This window comes from Mesorhizobium sp. BAC0120 (assembly GCF_033542235.1).
Lineage (GTDB): Bacteria > Pseudomonadota > Alphaproteobacteria > Rhizobiales > Rhizobiaceae > JAWRCU01.
Genome location: NZ_JAWRCU010000014.1, coordinates 113,337 through 126,637, shown reverse-complemented (window position 1 = coordinate 126,637; position 13,301 = coordinate 113,337). Strand labels below are relative to the sequence as shown.

General features: G+C 65.1%; 10 protein-coding genes. All 10 read right to left on the bottom strand.

The genetic code is table 11. The features are described from left to right. Positions 1–124: 124 nt before the first annotated feature. The 10 genes from lnt to SAZ10_RS25800 all read right to left on the bottom strand — a co-directional run bounded on the left by lnt (position 125) and on the right by SAZ10_RS25800 (position 13,148). Positions 125–1,711 (bottom strand): apolipoprotein N-acyltransferase, encoded by a 1,587-nt coding sequence (gene lnt / locus SAZ10_RS25845; protein WP_318612284.1) that lies wholly within the window; start codon positions 1,709–1,711, stop codon positions 125–127. A 330-nt stretch (positions 1,712–2,041) separates the two neighbouring features. Then, the gene (locus tag SAZ10_RS25840; protein WP_318612283.1) at positions 2,042–3,118 is read right to left on the bottom strand and encodes a hemolysin family protein; all 1,077 of its coding nucleotides are present in this window, start codon (positions 3,116–3,118) and stop codon (positions 2,042–2,044) included. Positions 3,119–3,140: 22 nt separating this feature from the next. After that, the gene (gene ybeY, locus SAZ10_RS25835; protein ID WP_318612282.1) at positions 3,141–3,671 is read right to left on the bottom strand and encodes an rRNA maturation RNase YbeY; all 531 of its coding nucleotides are present in this window, start codon (positions 3,669–3,671) and stop codon (positions 3,141–3,143) included. A gap of 14 nt (positions 3,672–3,685) precedes the next feature. Next, on the bottom strand, positions 3,686–4,729 hold the full coding sequence (locus SAZ10_RS25830; protein ID WP_318612280.1) for a PhoH family protein: 1,044 nt from the start codon (positions 4,727–4,729) through the stop codon (positions 3,686–3,688). 27 nt (positions 4,730–4,756) lie between these two features. Continuing rightward, positions 4,757–6,148, bottom strand: a complete 1,392-nt coding sequence (gene miaB, locus SAZ10_RS25825) for a tRNA (N6-isopentenyl adenosine(37)-C2)-methylthiotransferase MiaB (protein ID WP_318612326.1) — start codon at positions 6,146–6,148, stop codon at positions 4,757–4,759. 90 nt (positions 6,149–6,238) lie between these two features. Next, complete coding sequence (locus SAZ10_RS25820; protein WP_412535300.1) at positions 6,239–7,048, bottom strand: lysophospholipid acyltransferase family protein; 810 nt, start codon at positions 7,046–7,048, stop codon at positions 6,239–6,241. A gap of 54 nt (positions 7,049–7,102) precedes the next feature. After that, a complete protein-coding gene (gene rimI / locus SAZ10_RS25815; protein WP_318612278.1) occupies positions 7,103–7,597 on the bottom strand; it encodes a ribosomal protein S18-alanine N-acetyltransferase in 495 nt (164 codons plus the stop codon). After that, positions 7,597–8,277, bottom strand: coding sequence for a tRNA (adenosine(37)-N6)-threonylcarbamoyltransferase complex dimerization subunit type 1 TsaB (gene tsaB, locus SAZ10_RS25810; protein ID WP_318612277.1), 681 nt, complete (start codon positions 8,275–8,277; stop codon positions 7,597–7,599). The genes rimI and tsaB overlap by 1 nt, the downstream gene beginning before the upstream one ends. A 271-nt stretch (positions 8,278–8,548) precedes the next feature. Next, positions 8,549–10,717, bottom strand: coding sequence for a malate synthase G (locus SAZ10_RS25805; RefSeq protein ID WP_318612275.1), 2,169 nt, complete (start codon positions 10,715–10,717; stop codon positions 8,549–8,551). 391 nt (positions 10,718–11,108) lie between these two features. Then, the gene (locus SAZ10_RS25800) at positions 11,109–13,148 is read right to left on the bottom strand and encodes a hydantoinase/oxoprolinase family protein (RefSeq protein WP_318612274.1); all 2,040 of its coding nucleotides are present in this window, start codon (positions 13,146–13,148) and stop codon (positions 11,109–11,111) included. Positions 13,149–13,301 lie beyond the last annotated feature (153 nt).

The window sequence follows — 13,301 nt, the reverse complement described above, 5'->3', positions numbered from 1 at the left end:
GCCGTTCGGGGACGGCATTCTTATGATTGTTTTGGGGGTTCACGCCGGCGCGCGCACTTCTCCGCTCCTTGCCCGACGGCTGGCCGCGTCTCTTATTTTAGCATGAAATTATATTTTCGGCGGCTTAAATCCTCCTTAACCGTTGCAACAAGCTCATACCTATTCCGAATAACGCCAATAGTCCGGCGACCACCAAGCCGTTCCGGCCGGCATCCCCGAGCAGGGCCGGTGACGGCGACGGTACGCTCAATGTCACATCGAGCGTACCGCGGACGTTGAGCGCGAAGGCATCGACGACGCGGCCACGCGAGTCGATGACACCGGAAATGCCGTTGTTAGCCGAGCGCACGATCGGCAATCCAGTCTCCACCGCCCTGATCTGGGCGCTTCGAAAATGCTGGTAGGGGCCCGGCGTGTCGCCGAACCAGGCGTCGTTGGTGACGTTGACGATGAAGTCGGCGCCGCTGGCACCCTGGCTCACTTCATGGGGAAAGATTATCTCGTAGCAGACGAAAGTCGCTGCTTTCAGGCCACCTGGGACGGTGATCGGATGGCGCTCCGTTCCGGGCGAGAATTCCGTCGGCATCGCAATGATGCGGTCGATTCCGATCCGGTGAAACAGCCCGGAAAACGGCAGGTATTCGCCGCCGGGCACGAGATGCAGCTTGTCGACGGCATCGGTGATCTCGCCGGCATCGTTGATGGCGACAACCGAGTTGTAGTAGCGCCTGATGTCGTGCCGCTCGCCTTCCGCGCGCACATTGCCGGCAAGCAAGGCCTTTCCGTCGGATAGGAGTTCGCCGATCGCCACCAGCGCATCGGGCCGGTCAGTCAGCAGGAACGGGAGCGAGGTCTCGGGCCAGACGATGAGGCTGGGCTTCGGTCGGCCGGCGGGGACCGGCGCAGCCGAAAGGTCGAGAAGCGTGCGGAAAATGTCGTCCTGCGATGTGCTGTCGATCTTCATCGACTGATCGATCGAGGGCTGCACGATACGAACCGAGAGCGGCCTCACCGGTGGCGTCTCGGGCTGGCGAAGCCGGAAATAGCCGAATCCGACATGCGCGCCAATGAGAAGGAGAGCTATCCCCAGTCCGGGCAGAATGTTGCGGTAGCCCGCAAGCAGCGCCGGCATCGCAAACACGAAGACCGCGAGCGCATTCATGCCGGGCACTCCGACCACCGAGACGGATTGCATCAGCAATGGGATCGGCATTGCCGCATAGCCGATCGGATTCCACGGAAAGCCAGTCAGGACGAAGGTCCGGAGCCATTCGAAAAGCGCGAAGGAGGCCGCGAGCGCGGCGATACGGCCGATGTCGTCGCTCCAGAAGAGCCGTGCCAGCGCCGCCGCGAGCCCGTAGAAGGTTGCCATTATCGCCGGCAGGATGATGATCGCGACCGGCAGCGCCCAGGCGAAATCCTGCGCCTCGACCAGCATGGCGCCGCCGACCCACCAGAGCCCGGCAACGAAGTAGCCGAAGCCGAACCACCAGCCGACCGCAAAGGCAGGCTTCAGCCTCTGCAGCATGCGGCCGGGCCTCTCGGCGATCGCTCCGTCCAAGGCCCAGACCAGCACTGGAAACGAGACGAAGCAGACGGCGAAGAAGTCGTAGGGGGCCTGCGCGAGTATAGCCAGCGCACCGGCCAGGAACGCCACCAGCGAGCGCCGCCATCCCCAAAGCAATATGAATCTGCCGGCTAGGCTTTCCAAGGGCGGCCTGTCTGAAGCGAATCGGCGCCGCGGACCTTAGCAGCACCGGCGGGCGGCTCCAAATTACTATGCGCGCTTTTAGCGTTGGAGCCGTCTGCTTTTAGGGTTGGCGCCGCCCCTCACCCTTACCCTGACCCTTACCCTCTCCCCGTAAGGACGGGGAGAGGGGGACCTCAGCGTTGCGGATATTCGGCTCTCTGCTCACATTTCATGCGCGGAGGAGGGGCGCGACGCTGGTGCCCCTCTCCCCGTTGTTCACGGTGTCGTTCACGGGGGGAGGGAAGGGTCAGGGGCAGCGCCCGCGCCCGACGATTTGCTGGATTTTGGATGTCAAAGCCCTTCGGCGGCCGTAGTCCGCGCCGCCTTGCGGCGGCTCTTCGGATCCTCGACGATGCGCACGCGCTTCACGCGGCGCGGATCGGCGTCGAGCACGTGGAACTCAAAACCCGGCACGGCGTGGACAACCTCACCGCGCGCGGGCACGCGGCCGAGCGTGTTGAAGATCATGCCGCCGATCGTATCGACGTTCTCGCCATGCTCGCCGGCCGTGAACGAGTCGCCGATGGTCTTGGCGACTTGGTCGATCTCGGCCTTGCCGTCCACCACCAGGACGCCTTCCCCGGCCTCGGTGATCAGCGGCTCGTCCTCGTCATGCTCGTCCTCGATTTCGCCGACCACCATCTCGACGATGTCCTCGAGCGACACCAGGCCGTCGGTGCCGCCATATTCGTCGATGACCAATGCCATCTGGGTCCTCGTCGCCTGCATTCGCGCCAAAAGGTCGGAGGCCAGCATGGATGGCGGCACGAACAGCACGTCACGGATCAGGCTGAGCTCGCCGATCGTCTTGGTGAGATCGACCTGGCCGAGATTGAGGACGATGCCGTTCTCCGGCGGCTTGCCTGTCGATCTTGTCTGCTTGATGCGAGAAGCGCGCGTTATGTGGGCGACGACGTCGCGGATGTGGACCATGCCGCGCGGGTCGTCGAGCGTCTCGGCATAGACCGGCATGCGGGAGTGTCCCGACTGCTCGAAGAGGTTCAAGAGCTCGCCCAGCGTGACGCCGATCTCGACCGCCTCTATATCGGCGCGCGGCACCACAACATCCTCGACCCGCACCTCCCGGAAACGCAAGATGTTGTTGAGCATCGCGCGCTCGGCCGGCGAGAAGGCAGCTTCGTCGGAGGAAGACTCCGCAAGCGCATCGACGATATCCTCGCGCAGGGTCGAGCCGTTGCGATGGCGGAAGAGGCTCGTCAAACGCTCGAACAGACTCGGCCGCTCGAACAGGCTCGGCCTGTCTGCCGCTGCCTGCGAGCTCGTACTCGGTTCTTCTGCCGGTTGTTCGGATGATTTCTGCTCGCCACCGGTTTCCGAACCGGGGGCGGACACTGATTTCTCGTTCATGGCCAATTCTGGTCGCTACTGATCATTTATATGGGTCGGGAATGCGCAGTCCGGCAAGGACGCGCCGCTCCATTTGTTCCATTTCCTCGGCCTCGACATCCGTCTCGTGATCATAACCGATCAGGTGAAGGACGCCATGGACAATGAGATGAGCGATATGGTCGGCAACTGGCTTCCCCTCTGCCTCCGCCTCCGAAGCCACCGTCTCGGCGGCAAGGACGACATCGCCGAGCATTGGCGGCAGCTGGCCATGCAGTCGGCCCGGAAAGGCCGGAAACGACAGCACGTTGGTCGGCTTGTCCTTGCCGCGCCAGCCAGCGTTCAGTGTCCGGATGTGTGCGTCGTCGGTAAAGACGAGGCTCAGTTCGCTGTGCGCCGCGCCACTGGCCCTGATTTCGGCGAGCACGGCATCCACGGCGCGGCGCGTAAGCTGCGAAAGCTCGGGCTCGGGCGGCCATTGTCCGGCCTCGACGGCGAGGTCGATCGCAATGCCGGCTTCCTTGGCCAGGCTCTCCGGTGCCGAGCTGTCGCGCCTGGCCTTTGCCGCCTTCATGGACGAGCCTGAAATCAGGGGAGTTCGCGCTCCGCCATCGCATGCTCGCGGGCGTCGCGGTCATAGGCCTTGACGATCTCCGCAACGAGCGGATGGCGCACGACGTCCGTGTCATTGAACCTGACAGTGACGATGCCCTCGACGCCGTCGAGCACGCGCAAGGCCTCGATCAGGCCGGATTTGGTGTTCGGCGGCAGGTCGATCTGGCTCGGATCGCCGGTCACGATCATGCGCGCATTCTCGCCGAGGCGGGTCAGGAACATCTTCATTTGCATCGGCGTCGTGTTCTGCGCCTCGTCCAGGATCACCGCCGCGTGAGAGAGGGTGCGGCCGCGCATGAAGGCGAGCGGCGCGATCTCGATCACCTCCGCGGCGATGGCGCGCTCGACTTTGTCAGCCGGCATCATGTCGTAGAGCGCGTCGTATAGCGGGCGCAGATAGGGATCGACCTTCTCCTTCATGTCGCCGGGCAGGAAGCCGAGCCGCTCGCCGGCCTCGACCGCCGGGCGCGACAGCACGATTCTTTCGACCATGCCGCGTTCGAGCAGCATCGCCGCATGGGCGACCGCAAGATAGGTCTTGCCGGTGCCCGCCGGGCCGATGCCGAACACCAGCTCGGAGCGCTCCAGCGCGCGCATATAGGCGTCCTGATTGAGCGAGCGCGCATAGATCGTGCGCTTCCTGGTGGCGATCTGGGCTGCCGCGACCTTACCCTTGCGCTCGAAGGTCGGCAGCGTCAGCTGGTCGTCGGCCGCGATCGCCAGCCGTACCGCACCGTCGACATCCGACTGCCCGAGCTCGGCGCCCTTCTGCAGGATGCCGTAGAGGTGATCGAGCGCGCGCCGCGCCTGCTCGGCAGCAGTCGCGCTGCCCTTGATCGTCAGCTGGTTGCCGCGCGAGCGGATATCCACCCCAAGCTTCTGCTCGATCCGGGCCAGGTTTTCGTCGAACTGTCCGTAGAGCGCGCTGGCAAGGCGATTGTTGTCGAAGGTGAGGACGATGTGCGCGATATCGGAAGCCCCGGAGGGCGACTTCTTCAGTTCACTCGTGGCGCTCAACCGTCTCTCCTCAATGGCCGATCCCCATCATGTTGCACTAGCGAACAGGCTGTAATGCCCTGCCCTTGTGATTCGAACCTTCACAATTTCACCGATTTCGCCGGCCTTTTCATCAACAATCACCGGCTGCAGCCAAGGCGAGCGGCCGACCTTCTGACCCCTCTCGCGCCCCGGTTTCTCGATCAGAAGATCGATCTCCCGGCCGACCAGCGAAACCGCGAATTCCCGCTGTTGTTCCGCAAGGACAGCCTGCAGCCGCTGCAGGCGATCGTCCTTCTCGGCCTCGGGAACCTGGTTGTCCATCTCGGCGCCCGGCGTGCCGGGGCGCCTCGAATATTTGAACGAGAAGGCCTGCGCGTAGCGAACCGTCCGCACGAGCTCCAGAGTGTCCTGAAAATCTGCCTCGGCTTCGCCGGGAAAGCCGACGATGAAGTCGCCCGACATGGCGATATCCGGGCGGGCGCCACGGATGCGCTCGATCAGCTTCAGGTAATCGACAGCCGTATGTCGGCGGTTCATGGCTTTCAGCACGCGATCCGAACCTGCCTGCACAGGCAAGTGAAGATAGGGCATCAGCGCCGGCAGGTCACGATGCGCGGCGATCAACTCGTCGTCCATGTCGCGCGGGTGGCTGGTGGTATAGCGCAGACGCTCGATGCCGGGGATCTCGGCCAGCCGGAACAGCAGCCGCCCAAGCCCCCACTCGCTGCCGTCCGGCCCTTCGCCGTGCCAGGCGTTGACGTTCTGGCCGAGCAGCGTCACCTCCCGCACGCCGGCGGCCGCCAGGCGCTCGGCCTCCGCGACGATCTGCGCGACCGGCCGGGAGACCTCGGAGCCGCGCGTATAAGGAACAACGCAGAAGGTGCAGAACTTGTCACAGCCCTCCTGGATGGTGAGGAAGGCGGTGACGCCGCGACTTCTCACTTGAGCGCGGTCGAGCTCAGGCAAGTGCTCGAACTTGTCCTCGATGGCGTAGTCGGTCTCGACCACCTTCTCGCCGCCCCGGGCGCGGCGGACGACGTCAGGCAGGCGATGGTAGGATTGCGGCCCGACGACGAGGTCGACGGCGGGGGCCCGCGACATGATCTCCTGGCCTTCGGCCTGGGCAACGCAGCCGGCGACGCCGATCATCATTTCCCTGCCGGCAGAGGCGCGTTCCTTCTTGATCTGCCGGATGCGGCCGATCTCGGAATAGACCTTCTCGGCCGCCTTCTCGCGGATGTGGCAGGTGTTGAGCAGCACCAGATCGGCCTCGCCGATCTCTTCGGTCGCGACATAGCCGCTCGCGGCGAGCGCATCGCCCATGCGCTGCGAGTCATAGACATTCATCTGGCAACCATAGGTCTTGATGAAGACCTTCTTGCGGGCGGCTGCCCCCGTGTCGGTGGCGGTCGCGCGCTCCGTGCCGGTGGTTTCCATGGTTTCGATCAATTCCATGGGCGGGCTTTTAGCGGGTTTCCATGACAGAAAACAGTCGATTCACCTGGCGAGGGTTCATTTGGCGACGGTTCACCTGGCGACAAGGGGCCGGCGCGCATCGCGCAAGGCGGTTGCGACCATGCGACGCACATTGCCCTCCATCTCACGGGTGACAAGCTTGCGGTCGCTTGCCGCAGTGAACTCGATCGGCTCGCCGAAATGGACGTCGACGTCGATCGCTCCTTCCATCAGCAGCGTGCCGAGATGCGGCACGAGCTCCGCGTCGCCGATCCAGGCGGCCAGCGTGCGGTGCTGGCGGCCCATCGGCATGCCGTGCACGCGCAGATAGGTGATCGCCGCCGGCTGGACAAAGACCTTGTCGGAAGCGCCGGCTCGGATTGCCATCTCGGCGGCGCCGAACAGCGTGCTCTTGAAAGGCAGGATCAGGTTGCCGTCCGAGGTGCTGCCTTCGGCAAACAGCACCATTGCGTCGCCGGCCGCCAGCCGCCTGGCGAGCTCTCCGGCCTGCTCGCCGGACTTGCGCTTCTTGTCGCGCTCGACGAAGACCGTGCGCTGCAGGCGCGCGAGGGAGCCGAAAATCGGCCAGCCGGCAAGCTCGTGCTTGGAGATGAAGCAGACATCGGCGACCGAACCGAGCACCATGATGTCCGTCCAGGAGATGTGGTTGGAGGCGATCATCAGCGGCCGCCGGCTCGCTATGCTGCCATGCACGGTGACCTTGATGCCGAGCGCCCACAGGACGATCTTGTGCCAGCAGCGCGGGATGGAGGCGGGATTGGTGATCCCGGTCCTCAGGACGAGATACTGCGTCAGCCCCAAGAAAAGCGCCGTGACCGCGATGACGGCCAAGGCAAAGCCAGCCCTGATCTTCGCGATCATCCGTTCCATAGATCCCTTGTGAAAGCGCCGACTTCCAGCCGGGCCGCCGTGTCGCTAGCGAAGATCGCGCCGCATGACAAGGGCGCCGGAGCGTCCGCTATCGGCCGTCCGGTAATATTGCGGACGCTTGCCGACCTCGCGGAACCCCAGCCGACGGTAGAGTGCAATGGCCGCGGCGTTGGCCTCATCGACTTCGAGAAACAGCGCCTCGACCCGCTCCGAATGGAGTTCGCGCAGCACCGAATTCATGAGCAGCCATCCGAGGCCATGCCTGCGATGACTGCGCGCGACCGCGATCGTGAGGATCTCTGCCTCGTCGGCCGCGTGCCTGGCGAGCACGAAGCCCACCGGGCCGGCGCTGCCCTTGCCGATCTCCAGCCCGGCAAAGCCGAACACCGTGTCCTGGGCAAGCAGCTGTTCGAACTCGCCGTCGGTCCACGGCCTGACGAAATCCTCGCTGTGCAGCTCGGCAAGCACGTGGCCACAACCAGGCTGAAGCCGCTCGATCAGGAATTCGCGCGGCGCACGCACAAGGAAGGGAATGCGCATCAGCTTTCCTTCCGTGGCAGCGAGAGGTGGGTCTGCGGCTTGGCGTCCGGCGCCCGCAGGTAGAGCGGCCGCGGCTTCTCGCCGCTAAACCCGTTGGCGACGGCTAGGCGGGCATATGTGGCGATATCGGCCGTCGGGGCTTCGGAGCCGATCTGCAGGCTTTCCAGCCCCGCAGCCTCTGCGATGCGCTTTGCCGCCGAGCCCGTCACGACCGCTGCGGCGCGAGCGAGCCCCATCGCCGTCTCCAGATCCACCACCACAGGTGCGTAACTCACTTTTCCCAAGCCATCATAGGCTGCAACGTAAATGCCATCGCGGCCCCCGTCGATTGCGGCAAGCACCGAATCGCCGGCGAATTTTTGCCGCGCCTCGAAGGCGAGCGCCTCGAGCGTCGTGATCCCCGCGGCAGGCGCCTTGAGCGCCAGGGCCAGCCCACGTGCGACCGACACGCCGACGCGGATGCCGGTGAAGGAGCCAGGACCGACCGCAACCGCCAGGGCGCCCATGTCGCGCAATTGTAGACCCGCCGCCGCCAGCGCTTCCCCAATGACGTCCATCAGCACCTCGGCATGGCCTTTGCCGATGTCGCGCACCGAGCGGCCGAGCTCACGGGCAGCATCGGCGTCGTAGACGCATGCGGCGCAGAGATTGGCGGCTGTGTCGATGGCGAGGAGGTTCATGGGGTGGGGCTGCCCTCGGCAGAACACGCGGCATCAAGGACGAAAGGCCGGCTATGTCTGTGCGCGATCGCGCCCCCCTCTGTCCTGCCGGACATCTCCCCCACGAGTGGGGAGATTGGCTGTCTTAGACGATTTCGCCAATCTGCAACGCCGGCGATTGGCGAAACCAATGGGGCTGTCCAATCTCCCCCCTTGTGGGGGAGATGTCCGGCAGGACAGAGGGGGGTGCGAAGGGGCGCCAAGCCTTGAAATCCTGCTGCGCTGCCGTCGTTTACCCCCGCTCCTTCAGCTCGAGCCTGCGGCGGTGGAGCGTCGGCTCCGTATAGCCGCTCGGCTGGGCGCGGCCGAGAAAGACGAGGTCGCAGGCCGCCTTGAAGGCGATCGAATTGTCAAAATCCGGCGCCATCGGCCGGTAATTCGGGTCGCTCTCGTTCTGCACGTCGACAACTTCTGCCATTCGCTTCATCGTCTCCATGACCTGCACTTCCGTGCAGACCCCGTGGTGCAGCCAGTTCGCCATGTGCTGCGAGGAGATGCGCAGCGTCGCGCGGTCCTCCATCAGTGCGACATCGTGGATGTCGGGCACCTTCGAGCAGCCAATACCCTGGTCGATCCAGCGCACGACGTAGCCGAGTATGCCCTGGGCATTGTTGTCGAGCTCGCGCTGGACTTCTTCCGGCGTCCAGTTGGGCCGAGCCGCCACGGGGATCGACAGGATATCGTCGAGCTTCGCCTTCGGCCGGCTCTTCAGCTTCGCCTGCACCTCCTGGACATTGACCCTGTGATAATGCGTCGCGTGCAGCGTGGCTGCGGTCGGCGAAGGCACCCAGGCGGTGTTCGCGCCGGCCTTCGGGTGGGCGATCTTCTCGGCCAGCATGGCGGCCATCATGTCCGGCATCGCCCACATGCCCTTGCCGATCTGCGCGTGGCCGGAGAGGCCGCATTCAAGGCCGACATCGACATTCCATGCCTCATAGGCGGAAATCCACGTCGACTGCTTCATGTCGCCCTTGCGGATCATCGGCCCGGCTTCCATCGAGGTGTGGATCTCGTCGCCGGTGCGATCGAGGAAGCCGGTATTGATGAAGACAACACGTGCCGAGGCGGCGCGGATGCATTCCCTAAGATTTACGGTGGTCCGCCGCTCCTCGTCCATGATGCCGATCTTGATCGTATTCTCGGCCATGCCGAGCGCCCGCTCGACGCGGCCGAAGATTTCGACGGCGAAGGCCACCTCCTCCGGTCCGTGCATCTTCGGCTTCACGACATACATCGAGCCGGTGCGAGAATTGGCGCGGCGCCCGTTGGCGCCGATGTCATGGAGGGCGATCAGCGCCGTGACCATGGCGTCCATCATACCTTCCGGCACCTCGTTGCCGTCGCGGTCGAGGACCGCCGGGTTGGTCATGAGGTGGCCGACATTGCGAACAAGCATAAGGGAGCGACATTTGAGCACGAAGGTCGAGCCGTCGGGCGCAAGGTAATCGAGGTCGGGATTGAGCTCGCGCATGAAGATCTTGCCCGCCTTGGTGACTTCTTCCTTGAGGTCGCCTTTCATGAGGCCGAGCCAGTTGCGGTAGACGACCACCTTGTCCTCGGCATCGACCGCGGCGACCGAATCCTCGCAATCCTGGATCGTGGTGATGGCGGCTTCCAGCCAAACGTCCGAGATATGCGCCGGATCGTCGTTGCCGATCGGGGAGTTGGCATCGATCAGCACTTCGATATGGATGCCGTTGTTCTTCAGGAGGAACTGGCCGGGCGCAGCTTTCTCGCCGAGATAGCCGGCAAACTGCTGAGGCCGCCTGAGTCCGATCTTGCGGCCGTCGGCCAGCGTGACTTCCAGCCGCGGCGTCACGACGGCGAAGCTCTTCGCCTCGCGCCAACTCGCGCCCTCGAGCGGTGCCGCGTCGTCCAGGAAGTCGCGCACCCAGGCGATCACCTTGGCGCCGCGCTTCGGATTGTAGCCCTTGCCGCGCTCGGCGCCGTCCGTCTCGGGGATGGCGTCCGTGCCGTAGAGTGCATCGTAGAGAGAGCCCCATCGTGCGTTCGCGGCGTTGAGAGCATAGCGGGCGTTCATCACCGGCACGACGAGCTGCGGCCCGGCGATCTCGGCGATCTCCGGATCGACATTGGCGGTCGTCGCCTTGAAATCGGGCCCCTCCGGCAGGAGGTAGCCGATTTCGGTGAGAAACGCCTTGTAGGCGGCGAGATCGGCCGGGGCGCCATTCTGGCGATGCCAATGATCGATCCTGTCCTGCAGCGCTTCGCGCTTGGCTAGCAGCTCGCGGTTCTTCGGCGCGAGGTCGTGAACGATGTCGGAAAAAGCCTGCCAGAAATGAGCCTCGTCGATGCCGGTGCCAGGCAGCGCCTCCTCGGCAATGAAGGCCTTCAACTCGGCTGCCACTTTGAGGCCGGCGGCCTCGATACGATCGGTCATCGACAATCTCCCAAGGCCGGCGGCTCTGGTCCGACCAATTGTTCCGATATTCCTGCGGCTTTGGCATGCTGGCCAAACAGGGTCAATCATCCTAACTGCCGTCAGCCGGCAAAGTGCCGTGTCTCAGGCAGCCAGCTTGGAGACCGTGCAATCAAATTGGATCGCCGCGCCGTTCTCCTTGTTTACGCGTCGGATTTTCGAAAACCGCTAGGCACCTTCCGGTCCGATGCTCTAGTGTCCCGATTCTGAAATTCGCACGAGTTTGATATAGAGCTCCGAGCGAATTTCAGAATCTCAGGGACACTAGCAACTTGTTGATTCCTAGTGTCGTTTTGATTTCGAAGTTCGCTCAGAGCCCGTATCAAATGAGGCGAACTTCGAAATCACGACACTACGAGGCAACGCGGGGACGGCCTGCCGCCGTCGCCACGATCCGAGCCTCGATGAAGGAGCGCTGGCCTTCGATCGTCGCCGCGCTGATCCTGCGCTCGACGTCGACATTTGCCGCGTCGGTGCCGGCAGCCTGCGCCCTTTCTGCGACAGCGACGCGGACGCTCCGCTCCGCGGCGTCGAGCGCCTCGGCCTCCTCCGTGAAGTCCACAATCGTTGAACCGGCCGCGACCCGGAACAGCCCTTCCTTCGGCTGGCTGACCACGGCCTCCGCCGTCACCCGCACCTGGCCGACCACGGCGCCGAGAGCATTCGCCACTCCGGCGTGCTCGGGAACGATGCAGCGGTTGCCGACGAGCTCCGGCAGGCCAACATAATGCAGCGACGCCGAGGCGCCGAGCCCGATCACCGGCCGGTCAAGCGCCACGGTCAGCCGGGCGATGCCGGGATGCGCATCGACCGCGCGCTGGACGAGCGCATGCGCGACCGTCGCCGCGCCATCGAGCCCGTCCTCCGCAAAGGCGGTCTCGAGGATCACCTCGGCCGATTGCCGGGTGAGCGCCGCCAGCACCCTCTCCGCGAGCGCCTCCGGCGAGGCCGCCAGCACCTGGCCGCGGCCGTCGCGCTTTCGCGCGAAAAGCTCCGCGCCGAGCCGCGCGGCACCCGCGTTCCAGTTCGATTGCCGGCCGAGCACATGTGCGGCGTCAGACGGCGTGAAGCCGGAAACATGGACCAGCCCGCGCGAGACGAGGCGGGAGAGCGTCGCATTCTGCGCCGTTGAAGCCAGAATCTTGTCCAAAGGCTGCGGCAGCTCGTCGATCAGGAGATAGAGCCGCTCTTCGGCCGCGCTCAGCCCCGCGGCAAGCCGTTCCGGCACGCCGGTGCGGAAGGCGAAGCGGCCGTCCGTGCGGCTGGGATTGGGCGCACGCGCCTGCCGCTCCAGCTCGCCGAGCACGATCGCCTCATGCGCGACCGCCGCAAGCGACAAGGGCACGAGGCGGCGCGGTCCAAGCAGGATCCGAGGTATCAGCCCGCCATCTTCCAGCGCCACTTCGGAATCGCCGCCAAGCCCGAAGGTCCGCATCGCCACCGCCTCCACCATGGTGCGGAAGCCACCGACGGTCGCGCCTTCCGGATCGAGACGCGGGCGGCCGCGGTCGAGCACGGCAACGTCGGTGGTGGTGCCGCCGATGTCGGAGACGACGGCATCGTCGAGCCCGGTCATGTGGCGGGCGCCGACCAGGCTGGCGGCCGGCCCGGAAAGGATCGTCTCGATCGGCCGCTGGCGCGCGAATTCGGCCGAGACAAGGGCGCCGTCGCCGCGCACCACCATCAGCGGGGCGGAGATGCCGCGCTTTTCCAGGAAGCCTTCGGTCGCGGCGATCAGCCGGTCGATCATCGAGATCAGCCGCGCATTGAGCAGCGTGGTGAGCGCCCGGCGCGGGCCGCCGAGCTTGGCGGAGATTTCGTGGCTCGCCGTCACCGGCAGGCCGGTGCGGTCCCGGATCAAGTCGCGGGCGGCGATTTCGTGAGCCGGGTTGCGGACCGCGAAATAGGCGCAGACCGCGAAGCCGGAAACAGTGCCGGCAAGCCCGGGCAGCGCGGTCTCCAGCGCAGAGAGGTCGAGCGGCGCGGCGTTGCCATGGACGTCATGGCCGCCGCCGCAGAAGACGACGGGGTCGTGACCGAGCGCGGATTTGAGCCCGTCGCGATTGAGATCGGCCTCGCCAAAGCCGATCATGACGAGCGCCACGCGGCCGCCCTGCCCCTCGACAAGCGCGTTGGTGGCGAGCGTCGTCGACATGGAGACGAGCTTCACCGCCGTGGGCTCGACCGCCGCCTTCGTGAGCACCGCGTCGACCGCCCCGGAAATGCCGATGGCGAGGTCGTGGCGGGTGGTGAGCGACTTGGCCTTTGCGACCACGCCCGCTGCCTCCGACCAGAGCACGGCATCGGTATAGGTGCCGCCGGTATCGATGCCCAGGAAGAGAGGCCGCTCGGCGAGCACGCTGGAGTCTTTCCCGGATCGGACACTGGTCATGGCGTTCATTGCAGGTGAGGTCGCAAGAGCGTGGACGGAGCTTTCGTTCGTGCCCCTTATCCTATCCCGCCGAGGCATGAAAGGAGAGGCGGGTGGGCCAGGGGCGCTTAGTCCTTCTCCACGTTCACGGGGAGAAGGTGCCCGCAGGGCGGA